This is a genomic window from Aminobacter ciceronei (assembly GCF_014138625.1).
Lineage (GTDB): Bacteria > Pseudomonadota > Alphaproteobacteria > Rhizobiales > Rhizobiaceae > Aminobacter > Aminobacter ciceronei.
This window is the reverse complement of the sequence record NZ_JACJHY010000004.1, coordinates 160,510-176,989: the sequence shown is the minus strand read 5'-3', so window position 1 is coordinate 176,989 and position 16,480 is coordinate 160,510. Positions and strand designations below refer to the sequence as shown.

Genomic DNA, 16,480 nt, shown 5'->3' with positions numbered 1-16,480 from the left:
GGAGGGCCGCTATGGCGTTTCGGGTTTGGGGTACCATATCTGAATTCCGGGGCTGCGCCGGTCTGGATCAGGCGGCCCGACGATCGGATCCAGCGGTCCGGGTGGCGACAGCTGGTCGATCATCGGCGGGTCCAGTTCGCCGAAGCTCTTGAAGCGTGCGCGCCAGATCTCTTCGGGGAGCACGTCAGCGTTCCACCAGACATCGACGAAGTCCACTTCTACCCAATAGGAGTTGGGGCTGAGCATGGCGAATGCTCCGCGTTCACCGATGATCGCAGGACGGCGGTCCCAATCTACCAAAAGGGTGCGGCGCTTGTAGGGTTCCGTGTCCGGTGATGCAGCACTTGCGGATTCCCCGGCTGCGCCGGCCGGGAGCGCAGGCGATGGCGGCGCCGAGGCAGAAGGCTCCGCAGCCGGCCGGCCGGTCGGTTCCTGCGCTCGGGGCAAAACCTGGTCGAACATCGGCGGGTCGAGTTCGCCGAAGCGCTTGAAGCGTTTGCGCCAGATCTCTTCGGGGAGTATGTTACCGGACCACTGGACATCTACGAAGTCCACCGGCACCCAGAGGGAGTTTGGCTTGAGCATGGCGAATGCTCCAGCTTCACCGAAGATCGCCGGACAGCCGTCCCAATCCACCAATCGGGCGCCGCGCCTATAGGGTTTCGTGTCTGGAGGAGGTGCACTTCCGGCTTCCGGGATTGCGCCGGCCTGCAACGCAGGCGATGGCTGCTGCGGCGCCGAACCTCGTTCTTTGGCCATCCACCCGAAGAGCAGGGAAAACAGGCCCCTGAGGAAACCCAGATTTTCCTGCGTTGGACAGGCCATCCAGACGCCAACGGAATACCCGACCATCGCGACCGGATCGGCATTGGTCACACACGGCTTGTTGTAATTTTCGATGATGGTGGCGAGCTCATCCCGATTGCGGAGGCCGATCACTTCGAGCACCGCGTGCGTGCTGGCATACTCGAAATTCGTGCCGATCTTGGACGAGAAATGTCTCGCGGCCACCATGGCGAACAGACCCGCGAGCAAGCGCACGTCGCTGTCGACGACCGAGCGGGGTGTAATGATGTGGCTTACGAGAAGCGCTGCCGAGCGCGGCGCAAGCTGGGTATCGGACCCGGCGGCTATCATCTCGCCGCCGATCGTGGAGATGGCCGAGCGCAGCATGGCGAGGTTTTGGCCTCTGGCGCGCGCCTCCGCGAGGAGTGCTTGCTCCCTGCGGGCTTTTCTGCTGCGAAGCAGATCGAACAGTCCCATGAGAAGCCCAGTCGAAGGTCGGTTTGACCCTGGGTTGAGGCGGCGCAACACCAGGGTATGAAAACGGTAGAAGATCGCCAGCAGGAAAAGGTTGGCGATCAGGCCCAACGCTATGCCGGGAGCCTCGGTCGGCCTGACCAAGGGCATCAGGACTGCAAACACGATCGCCCCGAGAGTGATCGTCAATCCGACCGCAATCCTGCTCTTGAGTTCGAGAGCGGTCGCCAACAGAAATGCCATGAAGGCAATCCGTGCAGGGTCAATCAACAGATCGATAAACAGGCCCATCGTCCAAGCTTCGCTTATTTTCGCGTATAACGTGTATTCAACCTGAAATTGCCGCCCCTTTCAAGGCCGGCTCTCGGCCACGAAATCGCGCTCGCCCCATGCCGCACGGACAGAACCGAGCGGCACGATGTCGCCGATGCCGGATGTCCATCGCGCCCAGGCCGGCCATTCCGACCATCGGTCAAACAAACGAACAAGCATTGGTGCCCCTAGGGTCGCTGCGGTCCGAGCTCGCTCGCGCCAGCGGTTTCATGCCGGTTCTGCCCGCGACGAACAAGATTAGCGCAGATCGTCTCGACCTGCGCTGCTTCTGCGCCGGTGCCCTGACTTCTGATGGCAACAATCGTCCCAGACGTCGATCGATCTGACGGCGCGTGGTTCGCGCCAGGCGCAAAAGCATCGGCCTGTCTCTCCGCATCACCACCCTGAACCGCTCGCCGCGGCGAGCCGCATTGCCTTGAGGACAAGATATGGCGACGGAATTCGACAATTCGCTGCATTGGGGCCTGTTCCTCACCGGAACCACGCTGACCAGCGAGACCGGAAAATATGTCAGGGTGTCCGAGCTGGTTCTGTCGGCGCTTCGCGCGGCCGGCGTGTTCAGCAACATGGTCGACGGCATCGTCGCACCCGCAACCGACAAGCTCTGGCTCGACAAGAATGTCGATCCGGCCGTGCTCAAGGAGTGGGACGCGACCGGGGCGTCATGGGTGCCGATGAGCTATGGCAGGCTGTTCGGCCGCGCCGCCGTGGACAAGCTTACGGTGACGGGCGGCACCGGCAATGCCGTCGTGGTATCCCAGCCGGTGGGATTCCAAGCGAACCGGCTATACCTGATGACGCCGACGCAGAACAACAGTGCCGCTGCCACCATCACGGTCGCGGGTGTCGGCAGCTATGGCGTGAAATATGGCAACGGTGCCGACATCGGCGCGACCGAGTTCAGCGCCGGACGGCAGGCGGTGCTGTTCTTCACCGGGGTTCGTTTCGAGGTGGTGTTTCCGCTCGGCGGTCTGTCGTCTGCCGTGCTGGCCGCACAGGCGTCGGCTGACGCTGCGGCAGCTTCGGCAAGCTCATCGTCGACTTCGGCGTCGAATGCAGCGACCTCTGCTACCAATGCGGCGAACAGCGCGACTGCCTCGGCAAACAGCGCGACCGCTGCGGCCAACGCGGTGGCAGCGCTGCCCTACAATTTCTCGACCACGACGACCGATGCAGACCCCGGAGCCGGCATCTTCCGGCTCAATAATGTGGCTCCCGGCTCGGCAACCGCTGCCTACATCGACAACGTCGATGCGGATGGTGTCTCGGCAACGGGCGTGCTCGACAACTGGGACGACAGTACGAGCACGGTGCGCGGTGTCCTCACCATCCGCTCGAAGGCGAACGCCACGATCCGCCACACCTACAACGTGACGGGCTCCGTGGTCGACGGGACGGGGTATCGCAAGCTCACCCTTGCCTATATCGGAGGCTCGGGCGCGCTGACCAATGGCGCGGGGCACTGGCTGATCTTCAATAGGACTGGGGACAATGCGTCCGGTGATGTCACCGGGCCGGGATCCTCGACCAACAACGGCTTCGCCCGCTTCAATGGCACGACCGGCAAGGTGATCAAGGACAGCGCGGCCGTGATCGCTATTGCCGACGGCGGCACGGGACAGGGCACTGCGGCGAATGCGTTCAATGCTCTGAAGCAGGCGGCAAGCGACACTGCAACCGGCGTTGTAGAACTCGCCACTGGGCCGGAGGTCGCCACAGGAACTGATGCTGCAAGGGTGCCATCTGTTTTGACCATGGGTAGCCATCAGGGTGTTGCCAAAGCATGGATCAATTTCAATGGTGACGGCACTGTCGCAATTCGTGACAGCTACAATGTTACGTCGATCACAGACAACGGAACTGGTGACTACACTCTGAACTTCACAATAGCATTGGCTAACGCCAACTATGCTGTTGTTGGCTGCGGTCGTGACGATGCTGGTGCAGGAAGCTATAACGTTGTGTGTATCACGTCCATCACTCAGCTAACCACGTCTTGCCAGATACGTACTCGTGCTGTCAACAACACCGCCATCGACAGTGATACTGTGGGCTTGGCTATCTTCGGAGACTAACATGCAACGCATTATTTATCCAAATGGCGACGGCGTGGCCGTGATTATCCCGGCTGAAAAGAGCGGCCTTCCCATAGAGGAAATCGCTCGCAAAGACGTGCCTGAAGGCGTGCCATATCGAATAGTCGCGACCGCCGATGTTCCTACTGATCGATCGCAACGTGAACTTTGGACCGCCGATTTTAGCAGCCCTGACGGCCACGGCATCGGGGCGGCCGCATGGTTAGCCGAGCAGGAGGCAATTCTTGCCGCCGCGCACGCTGAGGAACTGGGTCTCGAGGAAAGCAAATGACCGTCATCACCATTCGGGCAGCACCGCCGCCGCCTGTCCCCGACGCTGTCTCTTCTCGGCGGTTCAAGATGCAGCTTGAGATCGACGGTCTAACCACATCTGTCGAAGCATGGATCGCCACGCAGCCCAAGCTTGTTCAGATCGCTTATGTAGAGAGCAAGGCATTCAATCGAGACGATACCATGTTGCAATCGGGCTTTGCTGCGCTCGGCTACTCTTCGCAACGCGTGGATGCATTCTTCACTGCCGCATCTAAGCTTTGACGCCGAAAATGGGACCAGCTATGGCGTAGCAAATGAAGCGCCACGACTTAGTCATTCTCACGGGGAAGCAACGCCCGCTTTTGAACGATCTGGTGCTTCAGCTTAAGGAGCGCCTGCGCGGCCAAGGTCGGCAATATGGTGGCCACCCGGCCGTCACACGCAGCCTGGTCGAAGGCTTGCAGCAGCTTCCCGGCGTCGACTGGCTCTATGCGCGGCGTTACGGCAGTCTTCGGGCCAAGACCGTACATGCTGTCGCGGACGTCCGGTCTGTGCGCACCGGCATAGCAGCAAAGCGGAACGGTCTATGTGACAGGCTGATCGTTGGGCCAAACATTGTTGTTCGTGCCTTTGAAGACGACGCGGTCTTGGCGTCTCCCGAAATCGATATGGTGCTGGTGCCAAGTCGGTGGGTTAAAGCCGCATATGAGGCTGATGAGCCGCGTCTGATCGGCAAGATTGCGGTTTGGCCGGCAGGTGTGGACGCCGATGAGTGGGCGCCCTCGGGAGGGGAGCGCCGTACTGTTCTACTCTATGAGAAGCGCCAGCCCGAAGCGGCAGCCAATGCGGCAGAGGTGATCCGAGCGGCAGGCTACGAGCCTGTGACGATCCGCTACGGCAACTACCAGCCCGAGGAATTCAAGCGAGCGCTGGACGAAGCTGTTGCATGTGTCGTGGTCGGACAGAGCGAAAGCCAAGGCCTGGCACTAGCCGAGGCGTGGTCAATGGACGTGCCGACATTCGTCCGGCGCTTTGATGTCATCCCCGACGAGGGCACTCCTTGCAGTGCAGCCCCTTATCTGACTGACGCGACCGGCGCTTTCTGGTCGACCAGCGATGAGCTTCGGCAATTGTTGGCATCCGGCATGGACGGCTACGCCCCGCGTGAATGGGTGCTGGCGAACAATACGGACCGCCACGCTGCGGAAGCCTTGGTGCGCATAGCCCTCCCGGCCTAGCCGGTCGCTTTAGACCGGCTTCGAATTTCGCGGTGACCTGCCGCATCTCTGCAGGAATGACGGCAGCCGACACGCACCATGGGACGCGTCCATGGCGCCGAGTGGCCGGAGCGTCGTCCTTGGTGGCGGGCAGGGTAAGCTGCGTTGTTGCCGCGCCGCGGCGGCGGATGCCGACTTCAGCGCCGCCAGAATATCAAGCACCTCTCTTCGAAGGTGCGGATCGTCTGTCTGGTTCATCTCCATCGTGAGATCGAGGAACCCTACCGCCGCCAGAAACTCCTCGGTAGCGCTGGCGATGTCGGGTTCCGCTGCAACGGGCGCGGTCGCCTCCACTACCAGGCGCTCGATGCGCGCGACTGGCAGCGGGGTCCGGCCCGTCGACACAAGAATGGCAAGTTCCTCAAAAGCGTCCATCTGTACCCCGGACGACTTTAGCCAGTGCGTGCCCCTGCGGCCAGTCAGAAGCGTCCGCGCGTCCCCGTACGCCAAAGCGAGGGAGAACGGGTCAGTCTGTTGTGGCCTCAAAAAGTCGCGGCCAATCGCTGCGGGATCGCTGCGCGGCAGGATAGGCAACCCTCGACATACGCAACAAGGCCGCAGGCTCGTCGACCGAGGCAATCGTGATCCAGTCCGCGCTCAGGCGAGAACGGCCTAGAAGCTCGCCAGTCTGTCGTTCCTGCAAAGGACGAGGACATCGTGGTTGTTGGCCCAACCGCGCTCGATGTAGCCGGCTCGCAGGCCAGGCAGACTGTCGGCGATGTCGAGGATTGTCGACGGTTTTGACAGCGACACGCCATTGTTCACTCAGGTGATCTGCCAGGTAGCCCAGCCAATCTGCCGTGCGCTTCCGGTCCACATGGGTGAACAACGACCCTATCCAGATGACGTCGAGTGAGCGCGGGAGCCCGACCTGCAGAAGATCCGGTTGGGAGTGGATGGCCGTTCCGCCAAAAGTCCGAGCGCAAAAATCTGCCCCTTCGGCGTCGATGTCGCAGTAGAACATTTCCGCGGTCGGGAAAAGCAGCTTCAGGTGTCTGGAGACCCGCCCGTGACCACAGGGAAGGTCAAGAACCTTTGATACGTCCTGCCGCCAGGTCATAGGCCGAGTAAAGCTCTGCGATTCTCTGGAAATTCATCAGTCCGAAGCCCCTTGATTATTCACGGGACTTCCTAGCGGGGCTCGTCGTTCCCCACAACCCGGAATACCGCCGGCTGACACCCACAATGGAGCATCACCATGGACCGCATTTCCAGCGGGCGCTAACGCTCGTCCTGAAACATGAGGGGGCTGGTCGGATCATCCGGCCGATCCTGGCAGCGCCACCATGAAGGGGTGACGCTGGCGAACGTCCGCCGCGACGTGAGCCCGGGCGATCACCCATATCTGGTGGCGTTAGAGATCGAGCTCGATCTATCCGCACAAGCGGTCGGCGCGATTTGCGTTGCGGCCGGCAAGATCACCTCGGCGCCATGCATTCGCATTGCCTGCCACATGCTCCGGCACCTGGCCTGGCGTGCGCATTCAACTGTGGCCGGAGCAGTCAGGCCGACTTGTGCCTGCCGCGAAATACGGACCAGGCAATCAGGCCGGCCCCGATCAGGCTTGCACCCCAGGCGATCAGCGCCGGCATCATCGGACTGCCGAAACATCCATAGAGGCCGATGTAATCCATCTGGTAGCAATGTCTGGCCGGGCTTTCGTTGTCAAAGCTGTAGGTTCGCGTGAACATTCCGTTGAAGAACAGGAACACGCCGGCGATGAGGATCACCCACTTCATTCAGCCCTCCCTCCCGTTGATGCTGGCAGATTGAACGACTTCATCATCAAAGGAAATCACCAGTGGCCGCAATCTACACCGGCGCTCGTCCTGAAACGTGAGGGGGGCTGATCGCACCGTGATCCGGATGCCATGGCCGCTAGCTAGTAGCCGGCCAGCCAGAAGATGCCGCTAGCCGCACCGAACGCCACGGCGATGTAGAACAGGTCAGTCCATTGCGGTCCTGGAACGTCGCTCAGATGGTCGACAGGTGCCATGTGCTCGACGCGTGAGCCCCCTGAGCCACGGAGATATAGAGCGCGTCTTTCAAGGTCATTGTCGCTGCGGGACGACTTCAGATCGGCCGTCATATTCGCCTCCCAAGAAGATTGCTTAACTCCTTGGACGGCTGACCGTTCCATGCCAGTGCGGGGCAGTCTGGCGCCGGGCCACCCCCGGTGGAGGAAGAGGGATGGCCCCGCTCACTGCTGCGGGGCCCATCAGGACTACGCGGCGTCCGAGACGTCCGACATTTGGTCGAAAATGCCATCCGGAAGGCCGAGGGCTCGCGCAATGCGGTCCCGGTATCCCTTTTCGAAGCGATGTCCGGCCTCGATGCTTTCGACTTCATCAACCGTAAGCCCGCTTGTTACAGCGACGGCGCCGATCGAATAGCCCAAATATTGGCGGTAAGCCTGGATGGCGGGCGTTCCATTTGCAATTGCTGACAGAACTTGCGCCGGCAGCGCGAAGGGCGTTGCAATAGACATTTAGCCTCCAAATTTTGAGTACAGCGCTGGCGGTTGTTTGAAATGCGTCAGCGCTGATTGAGATGGCATGCCGGAAAAGCCGGCAACCGAAAGCGTCACTCCCGAAACGGTGAGAGGCGCAATCGCAATATGGTGCCTGACCCCGAAGTGATCAAGCCATTCCGCCGATGTCAGATCGTCGGACGAACGCGACGTCGCGTCACCGCGCCTGCTGGCTGCTCAAACCAACCCCAACCGAAGGAATTTTTCATGGACCGCAATTTCGCGCGGGCGCTAACGCTCGTCCTGAAGCATGAAGGCGGCTGGTCGGATCATCCGGCCGATCCTGGCGGCGCCACCATGAAGGGGGTGACGCTGGCGAATTTCCGCCGCTACGTGAAGGCGGATGCAACCAAGGACGATCTGCGCGGGATCACCGACGCGCAGCTGGCCACCGTCTACCGGCGTTTCTACTGGGACGCCGTGCATGGCGCCGAGCTGCCCGACGGCGTCGATCATGCCGTCTTCGACTTCGCCGTGAACAGCGGGCCGGGCAGGGCGGCCAGATATCTGCAAGGCGTCGTCGGTGCCGTCCAGGACGGCCGGATCGGCCCGGCGACGCTGAACGCTGTCAGCGCCATGATGCGCGCCACCATCATCAACGACCTGTGCGACAGGCGCATGGCCTTCCTGCGCGGCCTCGCCACCTGGCCGACATTCGGCAAGGGCTGGACGGCCCGTGTCTCCGCCGTTCGGTCGGCGGCGCTGAAGCTGGCCGCGCCCAACGCGCCTGAACACGCGCCGCCGTCACCCGCGCCGGTGGGGCACCCAGTGGACGACAAGCAACCGACAGCCCCCACCAGACCCGCGCCTCATCCCGCCGGGCGCGGGAGCGGCTTGGCTTCATTCCTGCAACTCATCACCAGGGCGATCGCCGCCTGGTTCATCAGAGGACACCGACCATGGCACCGATAATCCGCATCCTGCTGCGTTATGTCTCGCTTCCCCTGCTGGCGCTCGGCCTGATCCTGCCCGAGGAACAGCAGGCGCTCGTCGCCGATCCGCAGCTTGTCGAATGGCTGGGCACCGGCCTTGGCCTCGTCGCCTCGATGGTCGCCGAGGGCTGGTACTGGGGCGCGCGCCGCTTCGGATGGACGAAATGACCGATCGCGCCGTCACATCAGGCGAGGCGCTGACTGTCATGGGCTCTGTCCTGGGGCTGGCCGTTGCCGTCGTCATCCTGCTCGCAATGCATGCCACGCGGCAGCGCTGGGGAAGGGGCGGCTCATGACCGGCTTCCTGCTCTCCAACCCGACGCTTCTGGCGGTCATGGGCGGCCTTTTGGCCGCACTGGTCGCTTTCCTCAAAGGCAACAGCCGCGGCGCCCGCCGTGAGCGCGACCGGCAGGCCAGGGCCGAGCAGAAGGCGAGGGACATCGCCTGCGAGGTGCAGTCGGACATTGGCGTCATGTCTCCCGGCCAGCTGCGCGCCGAGCTCGCCAGAAGGACACGACAATGAGGGCGCGGCCAGAACCACACGACCATAAGGAAATGGCAATGAGGACACGACAATGAAGCGCCGGCTGCTCGACCTGATCACCCGCATCCTGCTTCTGATCGTCGTGCTGACGGGCGCTGCCGCCTGCACCGCCGCGCGCGGCAGCATCTGCCTGGGTCCAGACCTCCGCTATCGGCAACAGGTCTATGACGCCATGAACGAAGCCGAGGCAGCGCGCCACCTGGCCGCCCTCAAGCTGCGCGAACAGCTCTGCCCGAGGTCGAGATGATCATCCAGGCCACGCTTCTCACCATCAACGACGTGCTGCTGATCGGCTTCGGTCTGTCGATCGGCTGGCTGGCGGTGGCCGGCTGGCGGCGGGGGGCACCGACATGAACGAACGGAACACGGAAATCGACGGCGACCTGCGGTCCCGGCTGGTGGCGCTCGAGCATCAGGGCGCCAGCCGCGACCAGCGCCTGGCGGCACTCGAAGCCCGGCAGCGCCAGAGCGATATCGCCGAGGCACGCAAGGACGAACAGTTCAAGCACATGGACATGCGGTTTTCGACGCTCGACGCCAAGATCGACGGTGTCAGCGGCACGCTCAACTGGATCGCCAAGCTGGTCATCAGCGGCATCATCCTCGCCATCGTCGCCTTCATGATGGGCGGTGGCTTCAAGCTGCCCTGATCATGGACCGAAAGCCGACGTTCCTTGAGCCCCGCTGCCTGGAGGCGGCGAGTTTTTTCTGTGCAAGCTGGCGCGGGTGCTCATGGCCCGCAGGCCGGGGCATTGGTGAATTCAACGGCGACACCGAAGCCTGGAGCCGCAGCGTCGCATCTGCCGTTGACGATCGTATTGCCTGTCGAGCCGGTGAAGATGTTTGCCTCATAGATGTGCACGGCGCGCGTGTTGACGACGTCAGATGCGCGAGCGTCGATGGAGTTGCCACGGACAGTTCCGCTCGACATGAACATTTGAACACCAGTAACGTTGCCATCGGTGTAGTGCTCAACGGCGACGATGTTGTCGGCTATGGTCACATTGTTAGACCATCGAGCGCTGATACCAAAAGCAGTGTGGCCCGCCGATGTCGTGCTCACCGCGTTGTTGGTAATTGTTGCATGATTTACGTTTCTGGCGACTATTGCGATAGGATTGCCAAAGCTTCCCGGATTTTGGCGATGAACAACCATTCCTGAAAATGTGCTGTAGTCCGCCATCTCCACCGCAGCCTGATTGCCTGAAATTGCCGAGTTGATGGTAGCTGCTTGGGTGTACAACGTGGCGCTTCGGCCCGAAGCGCTGCTGACGATCGTGGCGCCGGCGCCCATCAACGTCTGGCCGGTCTGAAGTCGAACCGGGGCATTGGTGTCGAATGTGCCGGACAATATGACATGGCTGTTGGCGCCTGCGCCGGCCACTGCGCCGGCAAGATCTGCGCCAGTCGTCGTGCTGCTGCTGATCACCGAAAGCGAGCGACCGTCCGCCGTTTGCGTAGCCAGCTCTGCTGGTCCACCTGTCACCTGGGTGACGACATCGAGGTCCCGAACCACTCGTTCGGTCATCCGCGATTCCTGGGCGGTCAGGTGACCGCTTCTGCCGGCTGGACCAAGGGGGATGCGAAGGCGGGCAATGGCCGACGCTTCGGTGCCTCTGACATTGTCGTGCTGCAGCTCGGCGCCGACCGTCAATCTGGTACCTTCGGCCATACCGATGAGATCCGACAGGCCGTCGAAGCTGACCTCGAGGCGGCCGCGCGGGCCTGCTATAGCCTCGTCGACCTTGTCGCTGTCGAAATAGAAGCCACCGGCATAGGCGCGGATTTGGGTGGCGTCGCTCGGGTCAAGAATGGGCAGACGCCAGCCTATCTCGCCATCGAAGCCGGCGAGGGCATGCTCTTCCGTGCCCTGAATCCAGATGTTGGTACCGAAAATCGATGCGGTGGCGGCTTGGCCTGTGTCGTGGGTGCGCTGCCCGATCGGCAGGTAACCATTGAGGCGCAGCTCGAAGTCGGCATTGAGTGCCTCGATGCCGAGGGTCAGCTGTCGAAACGTGTTGTCGTGAACCGACCGGCGAACGTCGAAGTAGCCGTACCCACCAATGTTCCAGCCCTTGTCGAGCATGTGGCGAAGACCGACGCCAAAATTACCTTCGCGATTGGAGTTGTCGTCGAAACTTGCTCGGACGTCGGCGAACAAAAGCGAGGCGTCATTCTGCCACAGCGGCGCGAACAATGCGGCATCGCCCAGCGTACGAGCCGAGCTCACTCGACCTTCAATCTCCAGATGCGCGCCCCATTTCGTTGCGAAGTCCGAGGCGTGGGCAAAGGGCATTGCAAAAAGCCAGGCACCTGTCGCCAGTACCAGCCAGATGCCCCCATTCGTTCGATGCAAGTCCCCCACTGGTAGCTCCCGGCAGACGTTTCCCAAGTCGGCCGTCTACCCAGAGGACGCTTCGGAAAAAATACGTCACATGCCGTATTTCGGCAGTGCTCGCCGTAGAGCGGGTCATTGGTCGCCTTAAATCGGGTGCGGTTCGGCGAAGCTGGCGAACGGCCCCACAGATCTGCGCCCGACACCGGAAACATGTTATGCTGGCGCCACTGACCTCCCAGGAGCCCCGCTGCCGCAAAGCAGCGGGGCCTTTTTTCGTTTTCGTTCATGCAGGCCGCGAGACTATCCCTCTCTCAGGCAGTTCCTGTTAATGGAAACCGACACCAGGGAGATCACGTTCCCCAGCTCGTCGGTCCGGGCGATGCCGCCGATGTCGAAACCGCATTGCGTCGCGGATTCGTAGCGGTTCTCCGCGTCGCGAAAATTGTAGTAGACCGCGCATCCCCTGTCGTCGCAGCGCGTCAGATTGTCGATCGGCCTCGACAGGCGCACGTTGAAATAGTCGCTCAGGGCGCGCCTTGTGCAGGGTTCCAGCGCCTCGGTGCAGGATGCGGCCAGCGCGATGGGTATCTCGATATTCAGGCTGCAGAAGCGGTGCGAAGCCGAAAAGCTTGTGCCCGGCATGGCGACCCTTGCCTTGATCAGGCAAAGCTCGCGCAGATGCTGGGAGTATCCGGTAGAATCGGTCGGGAATTCAAATGCCTGCGCTGCCTGACAAGGCAGGGCGAGCAGCACTGCAGCTGCAATCAGGCTGCGCAGATGCGGTCGCCGCCGTCGCGGATGTCTGATGTCGGCCAGATCAGTCACGGCTTCCCCGCCGCTCGTCTCGCATTCGAACACATTAGGCTTCAGCCCCCCTGCCGATCGCCGGAATGCCCCCAGGGACGTCCCCGGAACACTGAAAAGCATAGCTGCTGTCGGCGGGCGGGCAAGGGGGCGCATCGGGACCCGCACGACTCATGTTATGCTCTGTGCGTGAACCTCTCCCATCCTGCCCCGCTGCCGAAAGGCGCGGGGCTTTTGTCGAGAGCGCAAAGTCGCCAGCGCAAACAAGTACGGCCCGCCTGGACGTCGCCAGGTCGGGCCGTTCGTTGCGTAGCATGGGTTGGCGGGGCAGCCGACGCAACACTCATTCGTCGATGTAAGGCGTTGCGCCGGCGAGCAACCCCACCTTGCCATTGCTTGATATTACTTGAGGCAGCGGCCGGCCGACAGTCAGCTGGATGGCGTAGCTCGATGGAGCGGGTTTTGGGGTGGCCCCGCCTCGATGCATCTGCGCGAGGCGGGCAACGGCACGGCTGTCACGGCCTAGAAGCCGTAGCTCGCGCCGAGCCGCACGACATGGAGGTTGGTGTCGAAGTCGTAGCGGTAGGCGTCGCCAGATCCGAACGATCCCCTGTTGTCCTGGAGGTCGACATAAAGATATTCGGCGCGAAGCGACCAGTTGTCGGAAAGCGCATATTGTGCGCCGGCGCCTATGGTCCAGCCGGCGACGACATCGTCGGCGACGGCGTGGTTGCCTGGGCTGAAATCGTTGTCGTCATAGCTGCTCCTGACGTGGCCGAAGGCGAGGCCGCCGGTGACGAAGGGCAGGAAGCGGTCGACCGAATAGCCCAGGCGGGCGCGGGCCGTGCCGAACCAGTCGATGCGGGTCGAGAAGCTCTCATTGGAGCCCGGGATCATCGAGTTGGCGACGGTGGCGTCGATGTCGGTCCCGGTGACATCAAGCTCGACGCCATAGACCCATCGGCCGGATTGCCAGTTGTAGCCGGCGTGGACGCCGCCGAGGAAACCGTCCGAATCGAATCTGAATTCGGTGTCGCCGAAATTCGAGAAGGAATAGTCGTCCAGTTCGGTGACGGTGGTTCGGGCCCCGCCATAACCGAGATGGACGCCGGCATAGCCGCCTGCCCAGACAAACCCTGGCGCGGAGGCCGCGTCGGCGGCCCTGGCCGGCAGGCAGGCGGCAAAAGGCAGCGAGCCCGTCAGCAGCATCAGAACTGACGCCTGGCGGATGAATCTTGTCGTGGTCATGGCTTTCCCTGTTTTTGGCGACTGCAGAACGAACAGGGCAGCGTTCGTGGTGATAAAGGGCTGTCTACTGCAGCTTATGGTGGTGTGCAAGCGCCCCAAGCAACTTTGGCGCGGCGTGTTCTCCTGTCTGGCTGGCTTTATCAGGCGCGTTGCGGCAGAGTTGGAGCATGTGCGGCCGTGTCTTTGTCAGATCGACCCTTGCCGAGATGGTGCGCGGCTTCAGCTTTGCCGACCCCGGTGACGTCGGCGCGCTCGACAACAGCTTTCCCCGCTACAACGGCGCCCCGAGCCTGGTCTATCCGGTCATCGTGCAGGACGAAGCCCAGAAGGGCAGCGCGATGTTCGTCCAGGCGAAATGGGGGCTGGTGCCGTCCTGGCAGAAGGAGGCCGGCACGGGCCGTCCGCCGCCGGTCAACGCCCGCTCGGAAACCATCGCCACAAACGGCCTGTTCAAGCGCGCCTATGCCTCCCGGCGCTGCCTGGTGCCGATCGACGGCTATTTCGAGTGGCACGACATTCACGGCACCGGCAAGGACAAGCAGCCTTACGCCATTGCGATGAAGGACGGTTCACCCTTCGCGCTCGCCGGCATCGTCGATCTCTGGCGCAACCCAGAGACCGGCGAGCTTCTGCGCAGCTTCGCCATCGTCACCTGTTCCCCCAACGAACTGATGGCCACCATCCACGACCGCATGCCGGTCATCCTGGCACCAGTGGATTACCAGAGATGGATCGGCCCGGATGCCGATCCGGCCGAGCTGATGAAGCCGTTCCCCGCCGGGCTGATGACGATGTGGAAGATCGGCCGCAAGGTCGGGTCACCGAAGAACGACACGCCTGACATTCTCGATCCCGCAGAGCCGTAGCCGCCCGGAACGCGCGCATCATCTTGATGGCGGGCGGCGCCTTCACGCTGACCAGGTCATCCCGCAGGCGCCGGCACCATGCTGGCGCCACTGACCTCCCAGCGCTGCCGGGGCCTTTTTTGTGCGCGCAAACAGGAGCCCCGAGGCCGGGGTTTGCGATCGCTCTCGCGCGCTAGAACCTGTAGCTCGCGCCGAGCCGCACGGCATGGATGTTGTTGTCGAAATCGTATCTGTAGCGGTCATTTCCATCCAGCAATGATCCCTGGCTGTCGTTGAGGTCGACAAACAGATACTCGGCACGGACGGACCAATTGTCTGTCAGGGCGTATTGCGCGCCTGCACCTATGGTCCAGCCACCCACAACTTCGTCCGCAACGGCATGATTGTTCTGGCTAGGGTCGTTGTCGTCGTAACTGCTTCTGATGTGGCCCAAGGCGGCACCACCGGTCACGAACGGCAGGAAACGGTCGATCGAGTATCCTAGACGGACACGAGCGGTGCTGAACCAGTCGATCTTGGTCGAGAAGCTTTCGTTGGACATCGGCATCATGGAATTGGCGACGGTTTTGTCTATATTTGCGCCGGTGAAGTCAAACTCCACGCCATATACCAATTGACCCGACTGCCAGTTGTATCCAGCGTGCACGCCGCCAAGGAAGCCGTTAGAGTTGAATTTGAACTGCGTGTCGCCGAACGCCGAGAAGGAATAGTCATCCAGCTCTGTGACCGTGGTTCGGTCGCCGCCATAGCCGAGGTGGACGCCGGCATAGCCGCCTGTCCAGACAAACCCTGCGGGAGGGGCGGAGAGGGCGTCAGAAGCGGCTGCCGGCAAGCTGGCCGCGAGCGCCAAAGAACTCGCAAAAAGTGTCACAAAGGACGCCTTGCGAATAGACTTGATTATGGTGGGGTTCATGGCTTGCCCTCATTCACGACTCAAGTCGAGCGAACAGGGCAGCGTTCAACATACAGCGTGCGGTTATCATGAGTCATGATCAGGGGCAAGGTGGTTGACTATTCAGCCAGCGGTCGCGGCAGCCAGGATCGACGGCGTCAGCGGCACGCTCAACTGGATCGCCAAGCTGGTCATCAGCGGCATCATCCTGGCCATCGCCTTCATGATGGGCGGGGGCTTCAAGCTGCCGTGACAGCGGTATCGCTCTTGTTCAGCGATATTTGACAGCTAAACGGCGCCCCGCCGCGGCAAGGTCGCGGGGCTTTCGTCGTTTCGGCCGATCTTGCGGATGCGGCTTTGTGCGGCCCGTGCTATTTTAGCGATCCTGCAAGGAGCGTGCGCAATGCGATCATTCGTCCTGCTGACAGCTTCCATCGTCTTCGCATTGATCACCCTGACGCCGGGCCTTGCAACAGCGGAGAAGAAACTCGACAGCTGCAAGAGCGACCGGGCACGGTTATGCCCCGGTTTGGCAAGGCATGAATGCAAACTCGGGCGGTACGTCGATCAACTCTCTACGATGTGCAGGGCCGTTATCGAGCCTGAAATGAAGGCAAAGGGAAAGGTGCCGAAGCAGCGGGAGGCAAAAGGAAAGGCGCCGAAACAGCGCGAGGCGAAGGGTGACGGTGCGTGCGCGGCCGATAGGGCCCGTTTATGCGGATCATCCAAGGGTGGCGCCGATTGCAGGCTTGGCAAGATGATCAATGAACTGAGCCCCAGATGCCGGGCAACAGTGCAGCAGAGGCAGGCAACCCGTTAGGCGTGGCCGATTTCCGTCGTCGGTGACCTGCTGGATCGGGATTCGCTATCTGAACATTCTTGGCTGGCCATCTTTGGGCAGGCGCGTCGATTCCGCCGGCTTCGGCCGGCGGGCCTTTGCGTTCAGCAGCATCGCTCGAGACTATTCGCCGTTGTCGTGAACGATCCCCGGCTGTCCTGGAGGTCGACATAGAGATACTCGGCGCGAAGCGACCAGTTGTCGGTGGGGGCATATTGCGCGCCGGCGCGTATGGTCCAGCCGGCGACTCAGAAAACGATCTGTTTGATC

Annotated in this window: 25 protein-coding genes and 1 pseudogene; 13 read left to right on the top strand and 13 right to left on the bottom strand. The window is 62.0% G+C overall.

Annotated features, from left to right (window positions below; genetic code table 11):
• Positions 1-9: 9 nt before the first annotated feature.
• The gene (locus HNQ95_RS06280; protein ID WP_182573648.1) at positions 10-1,551 is read right to left on the bottom strand and encodes a hypothetical protein; all 1,542 of its coding nucleotides are present in this window, start codon (positions 1,549-1,551) and stop codon (positions 10-12) included.
• A 60-nt stretch (positions 1,552-1,611) separates the two neighbouring features.
• On the bottom strand, positions 1,612-1,752 hold the full coding sequence (locus HNQ95_RS06275; RefSeq protein ID WP_154385499.1) for a hypothetical protein: 141 nt from the start codon (positions 1,750-1,752) through the stop codon (positions 1,612-1,614).
• Positions 1,753-2,021: 269 nt separating this feature from the next.
• Between HNQ95_RS06275 and HNQ95_RS06270 the strand changes: the two genes are divergently transcribed.
• Genes HNQ95_RS06270 through HNQ95_RS06255 form a run of 4 tightly spaced genes read left to right on the top strand, consistent with a single transcriptional unit; the run spans position 2,022 to position 5,179 of the window.
• A complete protein-coding gene (locus HNQ95_RS06270; RefSeq protein ID WP_182573649.1) occupies positions 2,022-3,668 on the top strand; it encodes a hypothetical protein in 1,647 nt (548 codons plus the stop codon).
• 1 nt (position 3,669) lies between these two features.
• Positions 3,670-3,960, top strand: coding sequence for a hypothetical protein (locus HNQ95_RS06265; protein ID WP_182573650.1), 291 nt, complete (start codon positions 3,670-3,672; stop codon positions 3,958-3,960).
• On the top strand, positions 3,957-4,223 hold the full coding sequence (locus HNQ95_RS06260) for a hypothetical protein (protein WP_182573651.1): 267 nt from the start codon (positions 3,957-3,959) through the stop codon (positions 4,221-4,223). Before HNQ95_RS06265 ends, HNQ95_RS06260 begins: the two co-directional genes overlap by 4 nt.
• A 32-nt stretch (positions 4,224-4,255) precedes the next feature.
• A complete protein-coding gene (locus HNQ95_RS06255; protein ID WP_182573652.1) occupies positions 4,256-5,179 on the top strand; it encodes a glycosyltransferase family protein in 924 nt (307 codons plus the stop codon).
• A gap of 9 nt (positions 5,180-5,188) precedes the next feature.
• On the opposite strand, the gene HNQ95_RS06250 is transcribed toward HNQ95_RS06255, so the two are convergent.
• From HNQ95_RS06250 to HNQ95_RS06230, 6 genes and pseudogenes are all read right to left on the bottom strand, one after another.
• Complete coding sequence (locus HNQ95_RS06250) at positions 5,189-5,593, bottom strand: hypothetical protein (protein WP_182573653.1); 405 nt, start codon at positions 5,591-5,593, stop codon at positions 5,189-5,191.
• A 237-nt stretch (positions 5,594-5,830) separates the two neighbouring features.
• The gene (locus HNQ95_RS06245; RefSeq protein WP_182585767.1) at positions 5,831-5,971 is read right to left on the bottom strand and encodes a hypothetical protein; all 141 of its coding nucleotides are present in this window, start codon (positions 5,969-5,971) and stop codon (positions 5,831-5,833) included.
• 22 nt (positions 5,972-5,993) lie between these two features.
• A pseudogene (locus HNQ95_RS34155) lies at positions 5,994-6,278 on the bottom strand (methyltransferase domain-containing protein); the annotation flags it as partial.
• A 442-nt stretch (positions 6,279-6,720) separates the two neighbouring features.
• Positions 6,721-6,957 (bottom strand): hypothetical protein, encoded by a 237-nt coding sequence (locus HNQ95_RS06240; RefSeq protein WP_067963513.1) that lies wholly within the window; start codon positions 6,955-6,957, stop codon positions 6,721-6,723.
• A 143-nt stretch (positions 6,958-7,100) separates the two neighbouring features.
• Positions 7,101-7,307 carry a hypothetical protein gene (locus HNQ95_RS06235; protein WP_182573654.1) on the bottom strand — a complete coding sequence of 69 codons (207 nt, stop codon included), beginning with the start codon at positions 7,305-7,307 and terminating at the stop codon, positions 7,101-7,103.
• A gap of 135 nt (positions 7,308-7,442) precedes the next feature.
• Entirely contained in the window at positions 7,443-7,706 is a 264-nt protein-coding gene (locus tag HNQ95_RS06230; protein ID WP_067963511.1) for a RodZ family helix-turn-helix domain-containing protein, read from the bottom strand.
• A 249-nt stretch (positions 7,707-7,955) separates the two neighbouring features.
• Here HNQ95_RS06230 and HNQ95_RS06225 point away from each other — a divergent pair, with 249 nt between their 5' ends.
• The 6 genes from HNQ95_RS06225 to HNQ95_RS06205 all read left to right on the top strand — a co-directional run bounded on the left by HNQ95_RS06225 (position 7,956) and on the right by HNQ95_RS06205 (position 9,874).
• Complete coding sequence (locus HNQ95_RS06225) at positions 7,956-8,660, top strand: glycoside hydrolase family 108 protein (protein WP_182573655.1); 705 nt, start codon at positions 7,956-7,958, stop codon at positions 8,658-8,660.
• Positions 8,648-8,848: a hypothetical protein gene (locus HNQ95_RS06220; protein ID WP_154385495.1), complete on the top strand. Its 201-nt coding sequence runs from the start codon at positions 8,648-8,650 to the stop codon at positions 8,846-8,848. The genes HNQ95_RS06225 and HNQ95_RS06220 overlap by 13 nt, the downstream gene beginning before the upstream one ends.
• Complete coding sequence (locus HNQ95_RS33930; protein WP_281381191.1) at positions 8,845-8,976, top strand: hypothetical protein; 132 nt, start codon at positions 8,845-8,847, stop codon at positions 8,974-8,976. The genes HNQ95_RS06220 and HNQ95_RS33930 overlap by 4 nt, the downstream gene beginning before the upstream one ends.
• Entirely contained in the window at positions 8,973-9,203 is a 231-nt protein-coding gene (locus HNQ95_RS06215) for a hypothetical protein (RefSeq protein ID WP_182573656.1), read from the top strand. Before HNQ95_RS33930 ends, HNQ95_RS06215 begins: the two co-directional genes overlap by 4 nt.
• A gap of 52 nt (positions 9,204-9,255) precedes the next feature.
• Entirely contained in the window at positions 9,256-9,471 is a 216-nt protein-coding gene (locus HNQ95_RS06210; RefSeq protein WP_154385493.1) for a hypothetical protein, read from the top strand.
• A 103-nt stretch (positions 9,472-9,574) separates the two neighbouring features.
• Positions 9,575-9,874, top strand: coding sequence for a hypothetical protein (locus HNQ95_RS06205; protein ID WP_154385492.1), 300 nt, complete (start codon positions 9,575-9,577; stop codon positions 9,872-9,874).
• An 80-nt stretch (positions 9,875-9,954) separates the two neighbouring features.
• Here the strand turns inward: HNQ95_RS06205 and HNQ95_RS06200 are convergent, their stop codons facing one another.
• From HNQ95_RS06200 to HNQ95_RS06190, 3 genes are all read right to left on the bottom strand, one after another.
• Positions 9,955-11,589, bottom strand: coding sequence for an inverse autotransporter beta domain-containing protein (locus HNQ95_RS06200; RefSeq protein WP_182573657.1), 1,635 nt, complete (start codon positions 11,587-11,589; stop codon positions 9,955-9,957).
• A gap of 273 nt (positions 11,590-11,862) precedes the next feature.
• Positions 11,863-12,387 carry a hypothetical protein gene (locus tag HNQ95_RS06195; protein WP_154385491.1) on the bottom strand — a complete coding sequence of 175 codons (525 nt, stop codon included), beginning with the start codon at positions 12,385-12,387 and terminating at the stop codon, positions 11,863-11,865.
• Positions 12,388-12,888: 501 nt separating this feature from the next.
• On the bottom strand, positions 12,889-13,614 hold the full coding sequence (locus HNQ95_RS06190) for an outer membrane protein (protein ID WP_067963485.1): 726 nt from the start codon (positions 13,612-13,614) through the stop codon (positions 12,889-12,891).
• A 167-nt stretch (positions 13,615-13,781) separates the two neighbouring features.
• Between HNQ95_RS06190 and HNQ95_RS06185 the strand changes: the two genes are divergently transcribed.
• Positions 13,782-14,480, top strand: a complete 699-nt coding sequence (locus HNQ95_RS06185; RefSeq protein WP_182573658.1) for an SOS response-associated peptidase — start codon at positions 13,782-13,784, stop codon at positions 14,478-14,480.
• Positions 14,481-14,652: 172 nt separating this feature from the next.
• Here the strand turns inward: HNQ95_RS06185 and HNQ95_RS06180 are convergent, their stop codons facing one another.
• Entirely contained in the window at positions 14,653-15,393 is a 741-nt protein-coding gene (locus HNQ95_RS06180) for an outer membrane protein (RefSeq protein ID WP_067963478.1), read from the bottom strand.
• Positions 15,394-15,487: 94 nt separating this feature from the next.
• Here HNQ95_RS06180 and HNQ95_RS06175 point away from each other — a divergent pair, with 94 nt between their 5' ends.
• Together HNQ95_RS06175 and HNQ95_RS06170 are read left to right on the top strand one after the other, a co-directional pair.
• Positions 15,488-15,625 carry a hypothetical protein gene (locus HNQ95_RS06175; protein WP_157097105.1) on the top strand — a complete coding sequence of 46 codons (138 nt, stop codon included), beginning with the start codon at positions 15,488-15,490 and terminating at the stop codon, positions 15,623-15,625.
• A gap of 150 nt (positions 15,626-15,775) precedes the next feature.
• Complete coding sequence (locus HNQ95_RS06170; RefSeq protein WP_067963475.1) at positions 15,776-16,192, top strand: hypothetical protein; 417 nt, start codon at positions 15,776-15,778, stop codon at positions 16,190-16,192.
• 122 nt (positions 16,193-16,314) lie between these two features.
• On the opposite strand, the gene HNQ95_RS06165 is transcribed toward HNQ95_RS06170, so the two are convergent.
• The gene (locus HNQ95_RS06165) at positions 16,315-16,443 is read right to left on the bottom strand and encodes an outer membrane protein (protein ID WP_157097224.1); all 129 of its coding nucleotides are present in this window, start codon (positions 16,441-16,443) and stop codon (positions 16,315-16,317) included.
• Positions 16,444-16,480 lie beyond the last annotated feature (37 nt).

Bases quoted from the DNA above. Each gene is read 5' to 3' on its own strand.
- HNQ95_RS06280 (WP_182573648.1), bottom strand. From the start codon at position 1,551: ATGGGCCTGTTTATCGATCTGTTGATTGACCCTGCACGGATTGCCTTC.
- HNQ95_RS06240 (WP_067963513.1), bottom strand. From the start codon at position 6,957: ATGAAGTGGGTGATCCTCATCGCCGGCGTGTTCCTGTTCTTCAACGGA.
- HNQ95_RS06170 (WP_067963475.1), top strand. From the start codon at position 15,776: ATGCGATCATTCGTCCTGCTGACAGCTTCCATCGTCTTCGCATTGATC.
- HNQ95_RS06250 (WP_182573653.1), bottom strand. From the start codon at position 5,593: ATGGACGCTTTTGAGGAACTTGCCATTCTTGTGTCGACGGGCCGGACC.
- HNQ95_RS06225 (WP_182573655.1), top strand. From the start codon at position 7,956: ATGGACCGCAATTTCGCGCGGGCGCTAACGCTCGTCCTGAAGCATGAA.
- HNQ95_RS06190 (WP_067963485.1), bottom strand. From the start codon at position 13,614: ATGACCACGACAAGATTCATCCGCCAGGCGTCAGTTCTGATGCTGCTG.
- HNQ95_RS06215 (WP_182573656.1), top strand. From the start codon at position 8,973: ATGACCGGCTTCCTGCTCTCCAACCCGACGCTTCTGGCGGTCATGGGC.
- HNQ95_RS06220 (WP_154385495.1), top strand. From the start codon at position 8,648: ATGGCACCGATAATCCGCATCCTGCTGCGTTATGTCTCGCTTCCCCTG.
- HNQ95_RS06185 (WP_182573658.1), top strand. From the start codon at position 13,782: ATGTGCGGCCGTGTCTTTGTCAGATCGACCCTTGCCGAGATGGTGCGC.
- HNQ95_RS06180 (WP_067963478.1), bottom strand. From the start codon at position 15,393: ATGAACCCCACCATAATCAAGTCTATTCGCAAGGCGTCCTTTGTGACA.
- HNQ95_RS06230 (WP_067963511.1), bottom strand. From the start codon at position 7,706: ATGTCTATTGCAACGCCCTTCGCGCTGCCGGCGCAAGTTCTGTCAGCA.
- HNQ95_RS06255 (WP_182573652.1), top strand. From the start codon at position 4,256: ATGAAGCGCCACGACTTAGTCATTCTCACGGGGAAGCAACGCCCGCTT.
- HNQ95_RS06275 (WP_154385499.1), bottom strand. From the start codon at position 1,752: ATGCTTGTTCGTTTGTTTGACCGATGGTCGGAATGGCCGGCCTGGGCG.
- HNQ95_RS06270 (WP_182573649.1), top strand. From the start codon at position 2,022: ATGGCGACGGAATTCGACAATTCGCTGCATTGGGGCCTGTTCCTCACC.
- HNQ95_RS06205 (WP_154385492.1), top strand. From the start codon at position 9,575: ATGAACGAACGGAACACGGAAATCGACGGCGACCTGCGGTCCCGGCTG.
- HNQ95_RS06210 (WP_154385493.1), top strand. From the start codon at position 9,256: ATGAAGCGCCGGCTGCTCGACCTGATCACCCGCATCCTGCTTCTGATC.
- HNQ95_RS06235 (WP_182573654.1), bottom strand. From the start codon at position 7,307: ATGACGGCCGATCTGAAGTCGTCCCGCAGCGACAATGACCTTGAAAGA.
- HNQ95_RS33930 (WP_281381191.1), top strand. From the start codon at position 8,845: ATGACCGATCGCGCCGTCACATCAGGCGAGGCGCTGACTGTCATGGGC.
- HNQ95_RS06260 (WP_182573651.1), top strand. From the start codon at position 3,957: ATGACCGTCATCACCATTCGGGCAGCACCGCCGCCGCCTGTCCCCGAC.
- HNQ95_RS06265 (WP_182573650.1), top strand. From the start codon at position 3,670: ATGCAACGCATTATTTATCCAAATGGCGACGGCGTGGCCGTGATTATC.